The organism is Duganella kummerowiae, assembly GCF_053572355.1.
Map to the genome: position 1 here is coordinate 89,021 of NZ_JBKFEH010000011.1, position 19,300 is coordinate 108,320.

Below are 19,300 nucleotides of genomic sequence, written 5' to 3' on the forward strand. Positions count from 1 at the left end.
TGAGCGTGGTTAGGCGCAGCTCCGAAGACAGTGCGTATGCACGGCGAGGAGCTGCAACGACGCCACGGTCTTGTTTAAATGGCCTCTGAGGCTGGTGGAGGCGGCGCGTTGGGTGGCGCCGCAAAATATTGGAAGGACGACATGAAATTATTCAGGAACACCGCAGTTTTACTCTGTTTTACCTGGCTGCTGTCGCTGACGGCCAGCGCAGCCCCGGCCAGCGCCAGCGCCAGCGTCACGGCCAAGCATCAGCCGGCGGCCAGCGCCCCCAAGGCGCGCAGCAGCGCGCCGGCCAAGACGGCCCAGCCGGCCAAGGCGGTGCCGCCGCCCAAGCCGGTGCTGGTGCCCCCGGCCGGCAACCTGGTGATCATCGGCGGCGGCCTGCGCGCCGACAATGCCGAGGTGTGGCAGCGCATCGTGCGCCTGGCTGGCGGCAAGGGCGCGCGCATCGCGGTGTTTGGCATGGCTTCCATCAATCCGGAAAAGTCCGGGCAAAGCATCGTCAACAAGCTCAATCAGTACGAGGCCCAGGCCTTCACCGTGCCGCTGGGCGTGACCCTGCCCAATAGCGACTACCGCAAGGCGGCCGAGGACCCCGAAATCGTGGCCATGATCCATTCCGCCACCGGCATCTACTTCGCCGGCGGCGACCAGGGCCGCATCACCCAGGCCCTGGTGCGCCCGAATGGCCAGAAGACCGCCGCCCTGGAGGCGATCTGGGACGTGTACCGCGACGGCGGCGTGATCGCCGGCTCCAGCGCCGGCGCCGCCATCATGAGCACCACCATGTTCTACGACGCCCGCCCGGTGCTGGACATGCTCAAGACCGGCATCACCGACGGCAAGGAAATCGCGCCCGGCCTGGGCTTCATCGGCGACGACGTGTTCGTCGACCAGCACCTGCTGGTGCGCGGCCGCTTCGCCCGCATGATCCCGGTGATGCTGAAGAAGGGCTACCAGATCGGCCTGGGCATAGACGAGAACAGCGCCATGGTGGTCAACGCCAAGCGCGACGTGGAGATCATCGGCTATAGCGGCGCGCTGCTGATCGACCTGTCGGACGCCATCACCGACCGTGGCATCAAGGGCTTCAACATCAGCAACGCGGCCATCAGCTACCTGGACCGGGGCGACAAATTCAACCTGATCACGCGGGTGTTCACGCCCTCGCCGGACAAGGCCGACAATAAGCTCGATCCCAACCAGCCCGACATGCGCGAGCCGGTGTTCACCAACGATATTCTGGGTAACAACGCGGTGCTGGACTTGATGGGTAATTTGATCGACAACGCCCAGCAGGAAGCGATCGGGATCGCCTTCGGCAATCCGCGCGATCCCTATCCGGACGTGGGCTTCGAATTCCGCTTCAGTAAAACCGTCAACAGCGTGGGCTATAGCTCGACCGAGGTGGAAGCCTATTCCGTGCTCAAGCTGCGGCTGGACATCCGCCCCATCCAGCTCAACCTGCCCCTGTACCGATACCGCTGATGGCGCCGCATGTGGAATAAGCTCTTAGCCCTGATACTGACCGGAGTCCTGACCGTGAGCGCGCCCACCCTGCAAGCCGCCGAGGCGCCGCCCAAGGGATCGCTGGTCATCATAGGCGGCAACCTGCGGCCGGAGACGGCGGAGGTGTGGAAGCGGGTGGTGCAGCTGGCCGGCGGGCGAGGCGCGCGCATTGCCGTGTTCCCGTCCGCCTCGGCCACGCCGGAGCGCTCCGGCGACCTGATCGTCGGGATCCTGAACCAGCACGGCGCCAATGCCTTCCTGGTGCCGCTGGCGGTGCGGCTGGAAGGCAGCGACTTCCGCCAGGTGGCCGAGGACCCCAGGCTGGCTGCCGACGTGCGCTCGGCCGGCGGGGTGTTCTTCGCCGGCGGCGACCAGGCCCGCATCACCCAGGCCATGGTGCGCGAGGATGGCAGCCGCAGCGCGCTGCTCGATGCGGTGTGGGACCTGTACCGGCGCGGCGGCGTGGTGGCCGGCACCAGCGCCGGCGCGGCCATCATGAGCAGCACCATGTTCTACGCGCCGCGCACGGTGTTCGGCGTGCTGGCTTCCGGCGTGCAGGAGGGACGCGAGATCGCGCCCGGCCTGGGCTTCATCGGCGACGACATCTTCATCGACCAGCACCTGCTGGTGCGGGGACGCTTCGCACGCATGATCCCGGCCATGCTGGCCAAGGGCTACAAACTGGGCCTGGGCATAGACGAGGACACGGCCATGGTCATCGACAGCAAGCGGCGCCTGGAAATCGTGGGCGCCACCGGGGCCCTGATGATAGACCTGCGCCAGGCCAGCACCGATGCCGAGCGCGGCGGCTTCAATGTCTCGAATGCGCTGATCAGCTACCTGGACCACGGCGACCAGTACGACCTGGCAGCGCACACCTTCGTGCCGCCGGCGGACAAGGTCAAGGCCAGGCCCCTGCCGCTGGGGACCGAGGTGCCGCAGCACATCTTCTCGGCCGATATCCTGGGCGCCAATGCGCTGGTCAAGCTGATGGACAGCCTGGTGAAGAACCAGCGTCCGCAGGCGTACGGGGTGGCGATCAGCGGCCCGAACGACCCGCCGCCGCGCATGGCGTTTCAGTTCACCGTCAGCAAGACGCCGGACTCCGTCAGTTACGCCCAGCCGGACGGCGCCCGCCCGTCCATCCTCAACCTGCGCCTGGACATACGCCCGCTGGACCTGGGGCATGTGACCGCACCCAAATGACCGGTAAGACGGTTGCGTAAAACCTTGTCGTGTGTAATATGAAGCGGTGAGCGGCCACGCGGAGGTCTTATGACAGCAGCAATAAAAACGGTTTCGTTGACGATGGCGATGGAGTTCGTTGCCGAGACCGAAGGTTTTGCCAGGGCCAACCAGCAGCCGTTGTCCGAGTACATCCGGGAAGCGGTGCGGGAAAAAAACGAGCGTCAACTGGCCGAACGTATCAAATTCCTGGCCAAAAAACTGTCAGCTGAGGCCGATGCTCTCGACCAGGACTTTGACGCGACGCTGGGAGATGGCCTTGGCAAAAATTAAGCGGGGGGAGGTCTGGCTGGCAAATCTCAATCCCCAGGGGCAGCCCGAGGAGCCGGCCAAGGATGACCGGCCCTGCCTGATTGTCCAAAACGACCTGCTGAACCAGCACGGATATTCCACCACAGTCATCATCCCGTGCACCACAGTCACTTATCACGATGCCCAAGGTGATGGTTTCCCGCTCAAGGTAAATCTGGGCTTGATCAGGAAACCGGGCGACGAGCCCGCAAACACCGATGCCTTTATAGCCGGAGTCCGGGCTATCTCCAACCGCCGGTTCAAGGGCGATGCGCCCATCGCCCCCCTGTCGCGCAACCAGATGAAACGGGTCGAGGACGCGCTGAAGATCATTTTGGGGCTGTAGCGTCAGCCTGGGCTTGCCGGCAGCCTTGGCGATCTGTTCCAGTCCCTCCAGTTTGCTGCCGCCATAACCTAGCGATCGCCTGGTCCGGCGGCGCGGGTGCTGAGCTTCCAGGCCGCCAGCAGCGCGCCGCCCACCAGCAGCGACACCCCCAGCGGCTTGCCGCGCGTGGCCATCCAGGTATAGGCCGAGCGCTCATGCACCTTGCTGTAACGGTTGCCCTCGCGCTGGCGCAGTTCCTGGCCGTTGGGCTGGTACAGCGCGTCCCGGCGTCCCGGCGCCGACGGCTGGTCCTTTTTCTGCTGCTGGCGGAACATCAGCAGGTTCATGAACTTGTCCAGCGCGCGCGGCATCAGCGCGCCTTCCAGTGAGATCATGCGCGAGGCGCCGCCCACGTAGATGTCGCGCTGCGGGTGCTCGGCCGCACGCAGGATGGCGTCCGCCACCAGTTCCGGTGCGTATAAAGGCGCGGGCAGTTCCGGCTCGTTCTCCAGGTAGTTGCGGGCGTGGCCGGTGAACTGGGTGTCGATGCCGGCCGGCTTGATCAGCGTGACCGAGATCGGCAGGCCGTCCTTTTCGATCTCCATGCGCAGCGAGTCGGTATAGCCCTTGACCGCATGCTTGGAGGCGGAATACATGCCCTGCAGCGGCACGGCGCGGTCGGACAGTTCGCTGCCCAGGTTGATGATGGCGCCGCCCCGGTCCTTCAGCAGTTCCTGCGCCACCTGGGAGCCGTACACCACGCCCCAGAAATTGGTTTCGAACAGCTGGCGCTGGTCTTCCAGTGGCACGTCCTTCAGGCGCCCGAAGATGGAGATGCCTGCGTTGTTGACCCAGGTGTCGATGCGGCCAAAGCGCTGCACGGCGGCGCGGCCCAGGGCCTGCACTTCCTCGCGCACGCCCACGTCGGTGGGCACGGCCAGCGCTTCGTGGCCGCCGGCGCGCAGCTCGGCCGCCAGCTGGTCCAGCGCGGCGCTGTCGCGCGCGGCCAGTACCAGCCGGGCGCCGCGCGCGGCCGCCATGCGGGCGGTGGTGAGGCCGATGCCGCTGGTGGCGCCGGTGATGACGATGACCTGGCGCGCCAGGGCTTGCAATCTGATCGACATGCGATACTCCTTTCAGTTGGACAGGCTGGCCAGCAGCAGCGGCACGCTGCTGAGCGCATCACGCGCCAGCAGCAGCATGCCGAAGCCGCTGATTGCGCCGCCCAGCAGGCGGCGCGCGGTACGGGTGGCAGTACGGGTGGCAGTTCGGGTGCTCATGGCATTGCGCTCGGGTTCTTACTGCACGCGGCTGCCGGCCGGCGCATCCTGCGGCGCCGAGCCCAGTTCGGCCCCGGTCAGCGGTTCGCTGCCCGGATCGGATTCGGTGCGGGCCGCCATGTTGTCCAGCAGGCTGGCTTCTTCCTCGGTCAGCTGCACGGTGGCGTTGCCGTCGCCGCCGTCGACTGCCTGCTGCTGCTCGCGGTCGCTGACGCGCTGCCACTGGTCGCCGGAATTCCACGGGCCGCGCACTTCCGGTCCGCCCTGCGACATGTCGAAATACACGCTGGTGAATTCGGGGCGGCCGGCCAGTTTGCCGGGCGGGAAGTTCGGTTCGATGGCGTACAGGGCCTTCTCGAACGACTTCTGGTGCGCGATCTCGCGCGTCATCAAGAAGCCCAGCGCTTCCTTCACGCCCGGATCGGAGGTCAGGTTAATCAGGCGTTCATACACGATCTTGGCGCGCGCCTCGGCCGCGATGTTGGAGCGCAGGTCGGCGGTCGGTTCGCCTATGGTGTCGATGTAGGCCGCCGTCCATGGCACGCCGGCCGAGTTGACCAGCGGCGCGCCGCCGCCATACAGCACCTGGGTGACGTGGCTGTCGTTGCCGGCGCCGCTGATCCTGCGATACAGCTCGCCTTCCTCGTCCACGCCCTCGGCCAGGCGGCCCTTGGCGCCCTTGTTCAGCATGCAGACGATGCTGCCGATGACTTCCAGGTGGCTCAGTTCCTCGGTGGCGATATCGAACAGCATGTCCTTGCGGCCGGGATCGTCCTCGGCCAGGGCCTGGGTGAAGTAGCGGCAGGCCGCGGCCAGCTCGCCCTGCGGGCCGCCGAACTGCTCCAGCATCAGGTTGGCCAGGCCGGGATTGGTTTCGTTCACGCGGACCGTGTACTGCAAACGCTTATTGTGGGCAAACATGGGTTTCTCCTGCGATAGTGGGATGGACGAACGGATGGGTACGGGGCCGGTTCCGGTGCCGGAACAGAGATACTGCGCGCTCCATGGTCTGCCTCGTATAGGACGCAGCCGAGTGGCGCTGTAGGACGACCGCAGCGTCGCCCTGCGCGTCTGGCTTACAATGTGTAACCGTTTTTGACCAACGAAAGAAACCATCCATGCGTGCTTTGCTTTCCTGCCTGCTGCTGGCAGCCGGCGCCGCCGTCCAGGCCGCGCAGCCCGCCACCGTGCGGCTAGACTATTTCCACACCGGCAGCGCCACGGCCGAGCATTACGCCGTCGAGCGTGTCGTGATCGAGCCCTTGCCCTGGGCCGGCGACATGGGCCGCACCATCGATGACAGCAACCGGGGCAACAACCTGGTCGAGGTGCGCGACGCCGCCAGCGGCAAACTGCTGTACTCGCGCGGCTTTTCCACCGTGTTTGCCGAGTGGCGCAGCACCGAGGAGGCGCACAGGCTGGAGCGCGGCTTCGGCGAGTCGGTGCGCTTCCCCAAGCCGGACCGCCCGGTGCAGGTGCGCATCCTCAAGCGCGACGCCAACAATGCCTTTGTCGAAGCCTGGAAGGTCGATGTCGATACCGACGCCATGGACGTGGTGCGCAAGCAGGCCCCGGCGCCGGCCAAACCCATCCCCATCATGGTCAATGGTCCGTCGCCGCAAAAGGTGGACTTGCTGATCGTCGGCGATGGCTACACCAGGGCCGAGTTGCCCAAGTTCGAGGCCGCCGCGCGCCGCCTGGCCGAACACTTGTTCAAGGTGTCGCCGTTCAAGGAGCGCAAGCAGGACTTCAATGTGTGGGGCCTGGCGCTGCCGACCCAGGAATCCGGGGTGTCGCGCCCGTCCACCGGCAGCTATCACCAGTCGCCGCTGGGCGCGCGCTACGATATCTTCGGCAGCGAGCGCTATGTGCTGACCACCGACAACCGCGCCCTGCGCGAGCTGGCGCAATACGCGCCGTACGAATTCATCGAAATCCTGGTCAACAATGAGACTTATGGCGGCGGCGGTATCTTCGGGCAGTTCAGCACGGCGGCGGCCAACAACGACTGGGCCAACTACCTGTTCGTGCATGAATTCGGCCACCATTTCGCCGGCCTGGCCGATGAGTACTACACCTCGCCCGTGGCCTACGCCACCGGCGGCGAACGCATCGAACCGTGGGAGCCGAACGCGACGGCGCTGCGCGACCCGTCGCGGCTGAAGTGGAAGAAGTTCGTCAAGGAAGGCACGCCGCTGCCAACCCCGTGGCCCAAGCAGGTGTACGAGGAACAGTCGCGCGCCTACCAGAAGGAGCGGGCCGCGCTGCGCAAGGCCAACCGCCCGGAATCGGAAATGAGCGCGCTGTTCCAGCGCGACCTGAAGGCCAGCAATGCCCTGTTCTCGCGCGACCCGAACTACCGGGTGAACGGCGCCTTCGAGGGCGCCAACTACGAGGCCACCGGCTACTACCGCCCGGCCATGCAGTGCATCATGTTCGACCGCAGCGACGCCTTCTGCGATGTGTGCAGCGATGCGATCAGCACCATCATCGATTTGTATTCGCGGCCCGCGAACAAGTGATGCTGCGCGGGCGTATGCCCATGTGAATTGCCGGGTTAACAGAAAACCGGTTTAGGTTCGCTAGCGCACGGAGACCGGGGCGGGGGGGCGATATTCTGGTTCCGTGACAAGAACAAAACGCAACATTAACCGGAACCAACTCGAAAGGACTTACCATGAATAAGCTCACCGCTGCCCTGATCGCTGGTCTGTTCACCACCGGCGCCGCTTTCGCCCAAACCGCGACCACCACCACCCCGGAAGTGACCCACGCCCAGAACGAAGCCGCCAAGGACATCGCCAAGGCCGAACAGAAACAAGCCAAGGCCGACGCCAAGGCTGACAAGAAAGTGGACAAGGCCATCGCCAAGGCCGAGAAAAAAGAAGTGGACGCCAACGCCGACTTGGCCAAGGCACAAGCCAAGGCTGACGAAAAAGTAGCCAAGGCCGATCCGGAAGACAAGGCCAAGGCCCACGCCAAAGCCGAGAAAGACCTGGCCAAGGCCCAGGAAAAAGCCAACAAGAAAGTGGTGAAGGCTGACGCCAAGGCCGTGAAAGCCGCCGTCGATGCTACCGAGGACAAAGCCCTGGCCGCCAACAAGGCCGATGCCGCCAAGGCCAAGGCCAACGCCGACATCAAGCAGGCCGCCGCCAAATAAGCATCATTGCGCCGCCTGTCTGCGCGCTCGGCATGGGCCACCGCCTGCGCGGTGGCGACATGCCGGAGCCGCCGGTGCCAGCACGTCGCTGCCGCGCATGCGGCAGCCCGTGCTGAGCCGGCGGCTGCGCGGCTTTAAACGACGGGCGTCAAGCCGGCCGGCTTGATCTTGGAGGCCAGCGCCTTGCCCTTGCGGGCCCGCTTGCCGATGTGGGCGCCCAGCGCGGTGGCCGACAGCTTTTCCTCCTGCGGCTTGCCGCCGCGCCCGGTGCCGTACACGATCACGCCTTTCTGGCTGATCGGCTTGGCCGACACAAGCTTTTCCTTGTCTTCCAGCTCGATCAGGATCACGCCGCGTCCGCCGTTGGTCAGCACCTTCATTTCGTCCAGGCCGAACACCAGCACCCGGGCTTGTTCCGACAGCACCGCCACGGCGCTGGCCGTGTCCGGTATCACGGCCGGGGGCAGCGGTACGTCGCCCTCGTCCAGGGTGATGAAGGACTTGCCGCCCTTGATGCGGCTGACCATGTCGCCGGCCTTGGCCACGAAGCCGAAACCGGCGCTGGTGGCCAGCAGCAGCTGGGTGGCGGCCGGACCGGCGTAGTAATGCAGCAGGCGCACGCCGCCCGACAGGTCGACCAGGGTGGTGATGGGCACGCCGTCGCCGCGTGCGTTGGGCAGGGCCGCCACCGGCACCGAATACACCTTGCCGTTGCTGCCGAAGGCCAGCAGGTTGTCCACCGTGCGGCACTCGAAGGCGCCGTACAGGGTGTCGCCGGCCTTGAAGGTGAACTGGGTGGCGTCGTGGCCGATGCCGCCGCGCGCACGCACCCAGCCTTTCTCGGAAATGATGACGGTGACCGGTTCGTCCACCACCTTCTGTTCCACCACGGCCTTCTGCGCTTCCTCGATCAGGGTGCGGCGGGCGTCGCCGAACTGCTTGGCGTCGGCCTCGATCTCGCGGATGATGGCGCGCTTCATGGACGATGGATTGTCCAGCAGGTCCTGCAGGGAGCCGCGCTCCTTGCGCAGGGTGGCCAGTTCCTGTTCTATCTTGATGGCTTCCAGGCGCGCCAGCTGGCGCAAGCGGATTTCCAGGATGTCCTCGGCCTGGCGCTCGGACAGCTTGAAACGTTCGATCAGCGCCGCCTTGGGTTCGTCCGAGTTGCGGATGATGCTGATCACCTCGTCGATATTGAGCAGGACGATTTCGCGCCCTTCCAGGATGTGGATGCGCTCATCGACCTTGCCCAGCCTGAACTGGGTGCGGCGGGTGAAGGTGGCGAAGCGGAAGGTGACCCACTCGCCCAGGATCTCTCCCAGGCCCTTCTGGCGCGGGCGGCCGTCGCCGCCTATCATCACCAGGTTGATGGAGCTGGACGATTCCAGCGAGGTGTGGGCCAGCAGCATGAGCATGAACTCGGTCTGGTCCTGGTTCTTGGACTTGGGCTCGAACACCAGGCGCACCGGCGCGCCGCGGCCCGATTCGTCGCGTATGGTGTCGAGCGAATTGAGTATCAGCGACTTGAGCGCCAGCTGTTCCGGCGTCAGCGTCTTCTTGCCCAGCTTGACCTTGGGATTGGTCAGTTCCTCGATTTCCTCCAGCACCTTTTGCGCCGAGGTGCCGGGCGGCAGTTCGGTGACCACGGCCTGCCACTGGCCGCGCGCCAGGTCTTCGATCTTCCAGCGCGCGCGCACCTTCATGCTGCCGCGGCCCGAGGCGTACATCTCGTGGATCTGCGCGGCCGGGGTGATGATCTGGCCGCCGCCCGGGAAGTCCGGTCCCGGGATCAGCGCCATCAGCTCGGCGTGGGTGATCTTGGGGTTGCGTATCATGGCCACGGCGGCCTGCGCCACCTCGCCCAGGTTGTGGGAGGGGATCTCGGTGGCCAGGCCGACCGCGATGCCCGAGGCGCCATTGAGCAGCACCATGGGCAGGCGCGCCGGCAGCACCGTCGGTTCCTCGGTGGAGCCGTCGTAGTTGGCCTGGAAGTCCACCGTGCCCATGTCGATTTCATCGAGCAGCAGGCGCGAGATGGGCGTCAAACGGGCTTCGGTGTAGCGCATGGCCGCCGCGCCGTCGCCGTCGCGCGAGCCGAAGTTGCCCTGGCCGTCGATCAGCGGATAGCGCAGCGAGAAGTCCTGGGCCATGCGCACCAGGGCGTCGTACACCGACTGGTCGCCGTGCGGGTGCAATTTACCGAGCACGTCGCCCACCACGGCGGCCGACTTGCGCGGCTTGGCCGTGGGGCCCAGGCCCAGTTCATTCATGGCGTACAGGATGCGGCGCTGGACCGGCTTCTGGCCGTCGCTGACGTCGGGCAGGGCGCGGCCCTTGACCACCGAGATGGCGTAATCGAGGTAGGCGCGCTCCGCGAAGGTGGACAGGGTCAGCGACTCGCCATCGCCGCCGCCCGGGCCGCCGGGCTGGTTGAATTCTTCCGGTTCCGGAACCGGCTCGTCAAAGAGATTTGCTTGGGTCATGGTATGTCGTGGTAGTGGTGCGGGCGGCGTGTCAGATGTCGGCTTCGGCTTCGTTGCCGTGTTCCTCGATCCAGGCGCGGCGCGCGGCCGCTTCGCCTTTCCCCATCAGCATGTTGAAGCGCGCGGCCGATTCGTCGTGGGCAAAGCCGCCCAGCGAGACCGGCAGCAAGCGCCGCGTGTCCGGGTTCATGGTGGTTTCCCACAGCTGTTCGGCGTTCATCTCGCCCAGGCCCTTGAAGCGCGAAATGCCCCAGCTGCCATCCTTGAGGCCTTCCTTGCGCAGTTTGTCCTCGATGGCTTCCAGCTCGCCATCGTCCAGCGCGTACAGCTTCTGGATGGGTTTCTTGCCGCGCGCCGGGGCGTCCACGCGGTACAGCGGCGGACGGGCGATGCAGATATTGCCGTTGGCGATCAGCGCCGGGAAGTGCTTGAAGAACAGGGTCAGCAGCAGGACCTGGATGTGCGAGCCGTCCACGTCGGCATCGGACAGGATACAGATTTTCCCGTAGCGCAGGCCGGACAGGTCGGGCGTGTCGCCCACCTGGTGCGGATCGACGCCGATGGCCACCGCGATGTCGTGGATTTCGTTGTTGGCGAACAGGCGGTCGCGGTCGGTCTCCCAGGAGTTCAGCACCTTGCCGCGCAGGGGCAGGATGGCCTGGTATTCCTTGTCGCGCCCCATCTTGGCCGAGCCGCCGGCCGAGTCGCCCTCCACCAGGAACAGTTCATTGTGTTTGATGTCGGACGATTCGCAGTCGGTCAGCTTGCCCGGCAGGACCGCCACGCCGGACGATTTCTTCTTCTCGACCTTTTGCGCCGAGCGCATGCGCGACTGGGCCTGCTTGATCACCAGCTCGGCCAGCTTCTTGCCGTAGTCGACGTGGTGGTTGAGCCACAGTTCCAGCGCCGGGCGCGAATAAGTGGACACCAGCCGCACCGCGTCGCGCGAATTGAGGCGCTCCTTGGTCTGGCCCTGGAATTGCGGGTCCAGCACCTTGGCCGACAGCACGAAGGAGACCCGCGCGAACACGTCCTCGGGCATCAGCTTGACGCCCTTGGGCAGCAGGGCGTGCATCTCGACAAAGCTTTTCACGGCGCCGAACAAGCCTTCGCGCAGGCCCGATTCGTGGGTGCCGCCGCTGATGGTGGGGATCAGGTTGACGTAGGATTCGCGCACGATGGGGCCATCCTCGGTCCATGCCACCACCCAGGACGCGCCTTCGCCCTCGGCGAAGCCTTCGGCGTCCGGCCCGGCGAACTGGGCGCCCTCGAACAGCGGGATCACGGTCTCGCCGCCGGCCAGGGCTTCGCTCAGGTAGCCGCGCAGGCCGTCGTCGTATTTCCAGGTCTGGCTGTCGCCGCTCTTGGCATTGATGAGCGTGACGGAGACGCCGGGCAGCAGCACGGCCTTGGAGCGCAGCAGGCGCTGCAGCTCGGCCTGCGGAATGGCGCCGCTGTGGAAGTAGCTGGCGTCTGGCCAGGCGGTGACGCGGGTGCCGGATTTCTTGCCATCGCGCGGGGCCACGGCCGAGGACAGCGGCTCGACCACGTCGCCGTGCTCGAAGGCGATGCGGTGCACGCCGGTGCCGTCCGGCTCCTTGCGCCACACGGTGATTTCCAGGCGCTTGGACAGGGCGTTGGTGACTGACACGCCGACCCCGTGCAGGCCGCCGGAAAAGGCATAGGCACCGCCGGCGCCCTTCTGGAACTTGCCGCCGGCGTGCAATCGGGTGAACACGATTTCCACCGTGGGCACGCCTTCCTCGGGGTGCAGGCCGACCGGGATGCCGCGCCCGTCATCCTCGACGGTGACGGAGCCGTCCGCGTTCTGGGTGACGATGATGTTCTTGCAATGGCCGCCCAGCGCCTCGTCGGAGGCGTTGTCGATCACCTCCTGGATGATGTGCAGCGGATTCTCGGTACGGGTGTACATGCCGGGGCGCTGCTTGACCGGCTCCAGGCCCTTGAGGACGCGGATGGATGATTCGCTGTAGTCGGATACGGGTTTTTTAGTGGCCATACGTGAGCGGTTCGGTTCTTATGGTTACGGCAATGATGCTGGAAATAGCTGTGATTATATACAGTTATTTTGGCAAGACAGTGAATTCTGTGGCCGGGCGGCCGGGCGCGCCAGCCTGCGCATTCTATCCGCAACCGCTGCGCGGGGGAATTTATACGCGGTGTTTACAGGTGTGCGTGGTCTTTTTAGGCCGTTTTTACTGGGCCCCCGCTACGCTGGAAGCCTGACTTTTACTCCACCACAGAAAGACCGCAACATGAAAATAGCTTTAATTGCAGCCGCCCTCATGGCCTCTTTGACCGGCACTCCCGCCCTGGCGGAGGAGCAGCAGGCCGCCGAGGCCAGGCCGGACAACGACACCAGCTTCAACGCCGCCATCGCCAGCGACTACCGCTACCGCGGCATCTCGCAGGCCCGCTTGCAGCCCGCGCTGCAGGGCGGCTTTGACTATGTCCACAACCCATCCGGTTTCTACGCGGGCACCTGGCTGTCCAGCATCAAATGGACCAGGGATGCGGGCGGCGGCGGGCATGTGGAATGGGATAGTTACGCCGGCAAGCGCGGGCAGCTGAGCGCGGACGTTTCCTATGACGTGGGCGTGCTGGGCTATGTGTATCCATCCAATGGGCTGGACCAGGTGGCCGGCTACAAGGACGCCAACACGGCCGAGGTCTACGGCCAGCTGGGCTACGGCCCTGCCTACCTCAAGTATTCGCACGCCGTCACCAACCTGTTCGGCTTCGTGGACAGCAGGAACAGCGGCTATGTGGACCTGGGCGCCAACATCGACGCCGGCAACGGCCTGACCGTGAATCTGCACGCAGGCCACCAGGACGTCAGGCACAATGGCGCGGCCAGCTACAGCGACTGGAAGCTCGGCCTGACGCAGGACTTCGGCGTGCTGACCGGGGCGCTGGCCTTGATCGGCACCAACGCCAGCGAAAGCGCCTATGCCTCGCCCGCCAGCGGCAAATTCCTCGGCAAGACGGCTCTTGTATTGAGCATCAGCAAAGTATTCTGATCGTTTTGGGGCGATAATATGCAAAGAATATTATCGTTTATAGGCGGTCAAAATGGATGTAAAAGAACTTCGGCTAAGGCAGGTTGAGCGTGCAACTGACGAGGCTGCTATTCCGCCACGTCCGCGCGCAGGCTGGATACAGACCATACGCTCTGCATTAGGTATGACCACGCGGCAGCTTGCGGGACGGCTGTCAGTCAGCCAAAGCACCTTGGCCGCCCTGGAAAAATCCGAGGCCGAAGAGCGCATCACGCTGCAATCGCTGCGCCGGGTGGCCGAAGCCCTGGACTGTGACCTGAAATACACGCTGGTGCCACGGACGCCATTGCGCCAGCGTGTGCACGAGCGTGCCGACGCCATCGCCAGGGAGCGTGCCGCACGCGTGCTGCACACCATGCGACTGGAAGACCAGGCGCCTGGAGACGAGCTGAACAGCGAAGAAATCCAGAAAATCCGCCGCTCTCTGCTGGACCGCAGCTGGAAGCATTTATGGGACTGATACCCGGTGCCTCGCACGCGCCAGGCGCCACGCCACTGGACCCCGACGAAGCTGCCGGGCTGATCCCGAAGCATGTCACGCTTCAGCATGAACTCAACGAATTCGAGCACCTGAATATATTGAGCGCGCAAGATTGGGCCCTGCGCCGGCGGCGTAAGGACTTTCTCAGCGAAGCATACGTCAGGAATTTGCACAAGAAGATGTTCAATAAAACCTGGCGCTGGGCTGGCACTTTCAGGAATTCTGAAAAAACCATAGGCGTCGATCCTGCACACATCAGCGTGCGCTTGCGGGATTTGCTCATGGATGTACAGGCATGGGGCGAGCACGCGACCTATCCTTTGGATGAGCAAGCCATGCGCTTGCATCACAGGCTGGTGGCTATACACCTTTTCCCTAACGGTAACGGGCGCCACGCACGCCTCTATACCGACATCTTTCTGCATCATAAAGGCGCGACGCCCTTTACCTGGGGACAGGTTGATTTGGTCTTGCCCAGCGCCACGCGCAAAGCCTATATCGCCGCATTGCAGGCTGCGGACCAACGTGACTACAGCCTGCTGCGGGCTTTCGTACGTACCTAGTGCTGGATCATTGTCCGGCGGTCTGGTTGCGCTTGGCGATTTCGTTGCCCACGTAGCCGCCGCCCACGGCGCCGGCGATGGTGGCCAGTGTGCGGCCATGGCCGCTGCCCACCTGGTTGCCGACCAGGCCGCCCACCAGCGCGCCTATGCCCATGCCCAGCGCGCTGTTCTGCGCCTGCTGCGGCGCCGGGGCCGGACGCGCGTCGCGCGCCGCATCCGCCTGGGCATACTGGCTGTCCTCATACGACGCATTCGTACGGCGCGGCGCATCGTGCTTCACCACGGTTTTATAGCGCACCACCTCGCGCACCACCGGCGCGGGAGCCGGCTGCTGGACCGCTGGGGTCACCGGGGCCGCTGCGGTGGCAGGGGCTGCCGCAGTAAGCGGGGCCGCCGCCGCGAGGGGCGCGCCGTCGGCCGGCGTGCCGGTGGAGGCGCCGCGCGAGTTCGGCAGCAGGCCCGCGATCGCAGCCGCGCCCACCAGGCTGACGATGGTGAGCGAGACGGCTGCGGTGGCCACCAGCGGGTGGATACGGTTCTTGGCAACGGTGGTGGTGGTTTCCATGTTCTCTCTCCGGTAAGGGGCGCCATGCGCGCCGATAAGCCTGTAACGCGCCAGCCGCGCATCGGGCTGTTTTAAAAACGTTTCCACCGTAAGCAGATGTAAGCGGGATGTTTACGGTTTGTTTACAGCACCTGCTCCAGTCTTTACAAAATCTTTAGGCCCCAGCCGCTAACCTTTCCAGTGTCGAAACAAGACCTTCAAAGGTGGGATGTATGGATATCGTATTTATAGGGGCGATGGTGCTGTTCATCGCCGTGACCTGGGCCATGGCGGCCGGCTGCGAGCAGCTGGGAGGCCGTCCATGAGCCCTTTTTACCTGATCGGCGCCATCTCGGCCGCCGGCCTGCTGGTTTACCTGGTGGTGGCCCTGCTGAAGGCGGAGGACCTCTGACATGAGCATGCAATCCGCAATCCTGCTGGCCGTGTTCCTGGCCGTGCTGCTGGCGCTGGCCTGGCCGCTGGGGGTGCTGCTGGCCCGAGTCGGCGACGGCGGCGCCATCCCCGGCATGGGCTGGATGGCCCGCATCGAACGGCTGCTGTACCGCGCCGCCGGCATCGCCGGCAAGGATGGCAAGCCCGAAGGCCAGGGCTGGAAGACCTACACCACCGCCCTGCTGCTGTTCAACGGCATCGGCGCCATCGCCGTGTATGCGCTGCAGCGCCTGCAGGCTTATCTGCCCCTGAATCCCCAGGGCATGGCCAATGTCAGCCCCGATTCGGCCTTTAACACCGCCGTCAGCTTCGTCGCCAACACCAACTGGCAGGGCTACAGCGGCGAGCAGACCATGAGCTACCTGACCCAGATGCTGGTGCTGACCGGCCAGAACTTCTTCTCGGCCGCCACCGGCATGGCCGTGGCCTACGCCCTGATACGGGGCTTTTCCTCGCGCTCGGCCAAGTCCATCGGCAACTTCTGGGCCGACGTGACGCGCTCCACCCTGTACGTGCTGCTGCCGCTGTCGCTGCTGTTTTCCGTGTTCCTGATGGGGCAGGGCGTGATCCAGAACTTCTCTGCCTACCAGGACGTGCAGCTGATGGACCCGGTCACCTACACCCAGCCCAAGGTGGGCGCCGACGGCCAGCCGGTGAAGGACGCCAGGGGCGAGCCGGTCACCGAAACCCTGACCGCCACCACCCAGACCATCGCCATGGGCCCGGTCGCCTCGCAGGAAGCGATCAAGATGTTGGGCACCAACGGCGGCGGCTTCTTCAACGCCAACTCGGCCCATCCCTACGAGAACCCGACCGCGCTGTCCAACTTCGCGCAGATGCTGGCCATTTTCCTCATTCCGGCCGGCCTGTGCTTCGCCTTCGGCCGCATGGTGGGCGACCGCCGCCAGGGCTGGGCCGTGCTGGGCGCCATGACCTTGCTGTTCGTGGCCACCACCGCATGGGTGCTGGGCGCCGAGCAGGCCGCCCATCCGGCCCTGCAGGCCATGGGCGTGGACCAGCAGATGAGCGCCCTGCAATCGGGCGGCAACATGGAAGGCAAGGAAACCCGTTTCGGCATCAGCGCCTCGGCCCTGTTCGCGGCCGTGACCACGGCCGCTTCCTGCGGCGCCGTCAACGCCATGCACGATTCCTTCACGCCCATCGGCGGCATGATCCCCATGCTGCTGATACAGTTCGGCGAAGTGATCTTCGGCGGCGTCGGCTCCGGCCTGTACGGCATGCTGGTGTTCGCCATCATGGCCGTGTTCATCTCCGGCCTGATGATAGGGCGCACCCCGGAATACCTGGGCAAGAAGATACAGTCCTACGAGATGAAGATGACCTCCATCGCCATCCTGGTGACGCCCACCCTGGTGCTGGCCGGCACCGCCATTGCCGTCATGGCGGACGCCGGCAAGGCCGGCATCGCCAACCCGGGCGCGCACGGTTTCTCGGAAATCCTGTACGCCTTTAGCTCGGCCGCCAACAACAATGGCAGCGCCTTTGCCGGCCTGTCCGCCAATACGCCGTTCTACAACACCATGCTGGCCATCGCCATGTGGTTCGGCCGCTTTGCCATGATCGTGCCCATCCTGGCCATGGCCGGTTCGCTGGCCGGCAAGAAGCGCCTGGAAGCCAACGCCGGCACCATGCCTACCCACGGCGCCATGTTCATCGGCCTGCTGTGCGGCGTGGTGGTGCTGGTCGGGGTGCTCAACTACGTGCCGGCGCTGGCGCTGGGCCCCGTGGTCGAACACCTGCAGCTGTATAAATAATCGTGAGGTCATCATGGATCAAGCTCAAACCTTATTTACCAATCCGCCGGCCCGCAAGCTGCAGCTGTTCGATTCCGAATTGCTGCTGCCAGCCATCGCGGATTCCTTCCGCAAGCTGCACCCGCGCGTGCAACTGCGCAGCCCGGTCATGTTCGTGGTCTATGTGGGCAGCATCATCACCACGCTGCTGTATGTGCAGGCCCTGTTCGGCCAGGGCGAGGCCAGTCCCGGCTTCATCCTGGCCACGGCGGTGTGGCTGTGGTTCACGGTGCTGTTCGCGAACTTCGCCGAAGCCCTGGCCGAGGGCCGCAGCAAGGCCCAGGCGGCCTCGCTGCGCAGCCTGAAACAGAGCGTCACGGCCAAGAAGCTGGCCTCGCCCAAGTTCGGCACCACCTGGCTGCCGCAGCCGGCCACCGACCTGCGCAAGGGGAATTACATTTTGGTGGAAGCGGGCGACCTGATTCCCATCGACGGCGAAGTGATCGACGGCGTGGCCTCGGTGGACGAAAGCGCCATCACCGGCGAATCGGCGCCGGTGATACGCGAATCGGGCGGCGATTTCTCGTCCGTGACGGGCGGCACCCGGGTGCTGTCGGACTGGCTGGTGGTCAAGGTCACCGCCAATCCCGGCGAGACCTTTTTGGACCGCATGATCTCGATGGTGGAAGGCGCCAAGCGCCAGAAGACCCCCAACGAGATCGCCCTGACCATCCTGCTGGTGGCGCTGACCATCGTGTTCCTGGTGGTGACCGTGACCCTGCTGCCGTTCTCGCTGTTCTCGGTGGCCGCCGCCGGTTCAGGTACGCCGATCACCATCACGGTGCTGATCGCCCTGCTGGTGTGCCTGATCCCGACCACCATAGGCGGCCTGCTGTCGGCCATCGGCGTGGCCGGCATGAGCCGCATGATGCAGGCTAATGTGATCGCCACCTCGGGCCGCGCAGTGGAGGCGGCCGGCGACGTCGACGTGCTGCTGCTCGATAAAACCGGCACCATCACCCTGGGCAACCGCCAGGCGGCAGCCTTCTTCGCCGCGCCCGGCGTCACGGAGCAGCAGCTGGCCGACGTGGCGCAGCTGGCCTCGCTGGCCGACGACACCCCGGAAGGCCGCAGCATCGTGGTGCTCGCCAAGCAGAAGTTCAACATCCGCGAGCGCGAGATGGCGGCTTTGAATGCGGTATTCGTGCCGTTCTCCGCCAACACCCGCATGAGCGGCCTCGATATCGGCGCCCGCGCCGTGCGCAAGGGCGCGGCCGATACAGTGCGCAAGTACGTGGAATCGCTGGGCCAGCCCTATCCGGCCGAGGTGGCGCGCGCCGTGGAAGACGTGTCGCGGCGCGGCAGCACGCCGCTGGTGGTGGTGGACGACGGCCGCGTGATGGGCGTGGTGGAGCTCAAGGACATCGTCAAGGGCGGCATCAAGGAGCGCTTCGCGGAACTGCGCCGCATGGGCATCAAGACCGTGATGATCACCGGCGACAACAAGCTGACCGCCGCCGCCATCGCCGCCGAGGCGGGCGTGGACGATTTCCTGGCCGAGGCTACGCCAGAGGACAAGCTCAAGCTGATCCGCAGCTACCAGGCCGAAGGCCGGCTGGTGGCCATGACCGGTGACGGCACCAACGACGCCCCGGCCCTGGCCCAGGCCGACGTGGCGGTGGCCATGAATTCCGGCACCCAGGCCGCCAAGGAGGCCGGCAACATGGTGGACCTGGATTCCAATCCCACCAAGCTGCTGGAGATCGTCGAAATCGGCAAGCAGATGCTGATGACGCGCGGTTCGCTGACCACCTTCTCGATTTCGAACGACATCGCCAAGTATTTCGCCATCATCCCGGCCGCCTTCGTGGGCACCTACCCGCAGCTGAAGGCGCTGGACATCATGCACCTGGCGACGCCGTCGTCGGCCATCATGTCGGCCGTGATCTTCAACGCGCTCATCATCATCGCGCTGATACCGTTGGCCCTGAAGGGCGTGCAGTACCGCGCCATAGGCGCGGTGGCCCTGCTGCGCCGCAACCTGCTGTTGTACGGCGTGGGCGGCATCATCCTGCCGTTCGCCGGCATCAAATTGATCGATATGCTGTTAGTGGCCCTGAACCTGGCCTGAG

The 19,300-nt window shown here is 65.2% G+C and carries 18 protein-coding genes; 12 read left to right on the top strand and 6 right to left on the bottom strand.

Annotated elements, in window-relative coordinates; all coding sequences use genetic code 11:
• Positions 1-141 precede the first annotated feature (141 nt).
• From ACLB1G_RS16420 to ACLB1G_RS16435, 4 genes are all read left to right on the top strand, one after another.
• A complete protein-coding gene (locus tag ACLB1G_RS16420; RefSeq protein ID WP_491628304.1) occupies positions 142-1,488 on the top strand; it encodes a cyanophycinase in 1,347 nt (448 codons plus the stop codon).
• 54 nt (positions 1,489-1,542) lie between these two features.
• Positions 1,543-2,715, top strand: coding sequence for a cyanophycinase (locus ACLB1G_RS16425; RefSeq protein WP_491628305.1), 1,173 nt, complete (start codon positions 1,543-1,545; stop codon positions 2,713-2,715).
• Between the two features lie 69 nt (positions 2,716-2,784).
• On the top strand, positions 2,785-3,027 hold the full coding sequence (locus ACLB1G_RS16430; RefSeq protein WP_491628306.1) for an antitoxin of toxin-antitoxin stability system: 243 nt from the start codon (positions 2,785-2,787) through the stop codon (positions 3,025-3,027).
• Positions 3,014-3,391 carry a type II toxin-antitoxin system PemK/MazF family toxin gene (locus ACLB1G_RS16435; RefSeq protein ID WP_491628307.1) on the top strand — a complete coding sequence of 126 codons (378 nt, stop codon included), beginning with the start codon at positions 3,014-3,016 and terminating at the stop codon, positions 3,389-3,391. Before ACLB1G_RS16430 ends, ACLB1G_RS16435 begins: the two co-directional genes overlap by 14 nt.
• A gap of 68 nt (positions 3,392-3,459) precedes the next feature.
• On the opposite strand, the gene ACLB1G_RS16440 is transcribed toward ACLB1G_RS16435, so the two are convergent.
• The 3 genes from ACLB1G_RS16440 to ACLB1G_RS16450 are packed head-to-tail and all read right to left on the bottom strand — an operon-like array spanning position 3,460 to position 5,571.
• On the bottom strand, positions 3,460-4,494 hold the full coding sequence (locus ACLB1G_RS16440; RefSeq protein WP_491628308.1) for an SDR family oxidoreductase: 1,035 nt from the start codon (positions 4,492-4,494) through the stop codon (positions 3,460-3,462).
• Between the two features lie 12 nt (positions 4,495-4,506).
• The gene (locus ACLB1G_RS16445) at positions 4,507-4,650 is read right to left on the bottom strand and encodes a hypothetical protein (RefSeq protein WP_491628309.1); all 144 of its coding nucleotides are present in this window, start codon (positions 4,648-4,650) and stop codon (positions 4,507-4,509) included.
• Positions 4,651-4,668: 18 nt separating this feature from the next.
• Positions 4,669-5,571 carry a manganese catalase family protein gene (locus ACLB1G_RS16450; protein ID WP_491628310.1) on the bottom strand — a complete coding sequence of 301 codons (903 nt, stop codon included), beginning with the start codon at positions 5,569-5,571 and terminating at the stop codon, positions 4,669-4,671.
• Positions 5,572-5,768: 197 nt separating this feature from the next.
• Between ACLB1G_RS16450 and ACLB1G_RS16455 the strand changes: the two genes are divergently transcribed.
• Both ACLB1G_RS16455 and ACLB1G_RS16460 read left to right on the top strand, forming a co-directional pair.
• The gene (locus ACLB1G_RS16455) at positions 5,769-7,172 is read left to right on the top strand and encodes an IgA Peptidase M64 (protein ID WP_491628311.1); all 1,404 of its coding nucleotides are present in this window, start codon (positions 5,769-5,771) and stop codon (positions 7,170-7,172) included.
• Between the two features lie 155 nt (positions 7,173-7,327).
• Positions 7,328-7,810, top strand: coding sequence for a hypothetical protein (locus tag ACLB1G_RS16460; RefSeq protein ID WP_491628312.1), 483 nt, complete (start codon positions 7,328-7,330; stop codon positions 7,808-7,810).
• 134 nt (positions 7,811-7,944) lie between these two features.
• Here ACLB1G_RS16460 and parC read toward each other — a convergent pair whose 3' ends face one another.
• Both parC and ACLB1G_RS16470 read right to left on the bottom strand, forming a co-directional pair.
• Positions 7,945-10,293: a DNA topoisomerase IV subunit A gene (parC, locus tag ACLB1G_RS16465; protein ID WP_491628313.1), complete on the bottom strand. Its 2,349-nt coding sequence runs from the start codon at positions 10,291-10,293 to the stop codon at positions 7,945-7,947.
• A gap of 31 nt (positions 10,294-10,324) precedes the next feature.
• The gene (locus tag ACLB1G_RS16470; RefSeq protein ID WP_491628314.1) at positions 10,325-12,313 is read right to left on the bottom strand and encodes a DNA topoisomerase IV subunit B; all 1,989 of its coding nucleotides are present in this window, start codon (positions 12,311-12,313) and stop codon (positions 10,325-10,327) included.
• Positions 12,314-12,569: 256 nt separating this feature from the next.
• Here ACLB1G_RS16470 and ACLB1G_RS16475 point away from each other — a divergent pair, with 256 nt between their 5' ends.
• Genes ACLB1G_RS16475 through ACLB1G_RS16485 form a run of 3 tightly spaced genes read left to right on the top strand, consistent with a single transcriptional unit; the run spans position 12,570 to position 14,417 of the window.
• Entirely contained in the window at positions 12,570-13,334 is a 765-nt protein-coding gene (locus ACLB1G_RS16475) for a TorF family putative porin (protein WP_491628315.1), read from the top strand.
• Between the two features lie 52 nt (positions 13,335-13,386).
• Entirely contained in the window at positions 13,387-13,833 is a 447-nt protein-coding gene (locus tag ACLB1G_RS16480) for a mobile mystery protein A (protein ID WP_491628316.1), read from the top strand.
• Positions 13,824-14,417, top strand: coding sequence for a mobile mystery protein B (locus ACLB1G_RS16485; protein WP_491628317.1), 594 nt, complete (start codon positions 13,824-13,826; stop codon positions 14,415-14,417). The genes ACLB1G_RS16480 and ACLB1G_RS16485 overlap by 10 nt, the downstream gene beginning before the upstream one ends.
• 7 nt (positions 14,418-14,424) lie before the next feature.
• On the opposite strand, the gene ACLB1G_RS16490 is transcribed toward ACLB1G_RS16485, so the two are convergent.
• Positions 14,425-14,982 (bottom strand): glycine zipper 2TM domain-containing protein, encoded by a 558-nt coding sequence (locus ACLB1G_RS16490; protein WP_491628318.1) that lies wholly within the window; start codon positions 14,980-14,982, stop codon positions 14,425-14,427.
• Between the two features lie 301 nt (positions 14,983-15,283).
• On the opposite strand from ACLB1G_RS16490, the gene kdpF reads away from it, so the two are divergent.
• The 3 genes from kdpF to kdpB are packed head-to-tail and all read left to right on the top strand — an operon-like array spanning position 15,284 to position 19,299.
• On the top strand, positions 15,284-15,373 hold the full coding sequence (gene kdpF, locus ACLB1G_RS16495) for a K(+)-transporting ATPase subunit F (RefSeq protein ID WP_491628319.1): 90 nt from the start codon (positions 15,284-15,286) through the stop codon (positions 15,371-15,373).
• A gap of 1 nt (position 15,374) precedes the next feature.
• Positions 15,375-17,189, top strand: coding sequence for a potassium-transporting ATPase subunit KdpA (kdpA, locus tag ACLB1G_RS16500; protein WP_491628320.1), 1,815 nt, complete (start codon positions 15,375-15,377; stop codon positions 17,187-17,189).
• 13 nt (positions 17,190-17,202) lie between these two features.
• On the top strand, positions 17,203-19,299 hold the full coding sequence (gene kdpB, locus ACLB1G_RS16505) for a potassium-transporting ATPase subunit KdpB (RefSeq protein ID WP_491628321.1): 2,097 nt from the start codon (positions 17,203-17,205) through the stop codon (positions 19,297-19,299).
• Position 19,300 lies beyond the last annotated feature (1 nt).

Coding starts and splice junctions, on each gene's coding strand:
- ACLB1G_RS16420 (WP_491628304.1), top strand. CDS start 142: ATGAAATTATTCAGGAACACCGCAGTTTTACTCTGTTTTACCTGGCTG.
- ACLB1G_RS16430 (WP_491628306.1), top strand. CDS start 2,785: ATGACAGCAGCAATAAAAACGGTTTCGTTGACGATGGCGATGGAGTTC.
- ACLB1G_RS16440 (WP_491628308.1), bottom strand. CDS start 4,494: ATGTCGATCAGATTGCAAGCCCTGGCGCGCCAGGTCATCGTCATCACC.
- ACLB1G_RS16445 (WP_491628309.1), bottom strand. CDS start 4,650: ATGAGCACCCGAACTGCCACCCGTACTGCCACCCGTACCGCGCGCCGC.
- ACLB1G_RS16450 (WP_491628310.1), bottom strand. CDS start 5,571: ATGTTTGCCCACAATAAGCGTTTGCAGTACACGGTCCGCGTGAACGAA.
- ACLB1G_RS16455 (WP_491628311.1), top strand. CDS start 5,769: ATGCGTGCTTTGCTTTCCTGCCTGCTGCTGGCAGCCGGCGCCGCCGTC.
- ACLB1G_RS16460 (WP_491628312.1), top strand. CDS start 7,328: ATGAATAAGCTCACCGCTGCCCTGATCGCTGGTCTGTTCACCACCGGC.
- parC (WP_491628313.1), bottom strand. CDS start 10,293: ATGACCCAAGCAAATCTCTTTGACGAGCCGGTTCCGGAACCGGAAGAA.
- ACLB1G_RS16470 (WP_491628314.1), bottom strand. CDS start 12,313: ATGGCCACTAAAAAACCCGTATCCGACTACAGCGAATCATCCATCCGC.
- ACLB1G_RS16475 (WP_491628315.1), top strand. CDS start 12,570: ATGAAAATAGCTTTAATTGCAGCCGCCCTCATGGCCTCTTTGACCGGC.
- ACLB1G_RS16480 (WP_491628316.1), top strand. CDS start 13,387: ATGGATGTAAAAGAACTTCGGCTAAGGCAGGTTGAGCGTGCAACTGAC.
- ACLB1G_RS16485 (WP_491628317.1), top strand. CDS start 13,824: ATGGGACTGATACCCGGTGCCTCGCACGCGCCAGGCGCCACGCCACTG.
- ACLB1G_RS16490 (WP_491628318.1), bottom strand. CDS start 14,982: ATGGAAACCACCACCACCGTTGCCAAGAACCGTATCCACCCGCTGGTG.
- kdpF (WP_491628319.1), top strand. CDS start 15,284: ATGAGCCCTTTTTACCTGATCGGCGCCATCTCGGCCGCCGGCCTGCTG.
- kdpA (WP_491628320.1), top strand. CDS start 15,375: ATGAGCATGCAATCCGCAATCCTGCTGGCCGTGTTCCTGGCCGTGCTG.
- kdpB (WP_491628321.1), top strand. CDS start 17,203: ATGGATCAAGCTCAAACCTTATTTACCAATCCGCCGGCCCGCAAGCTG.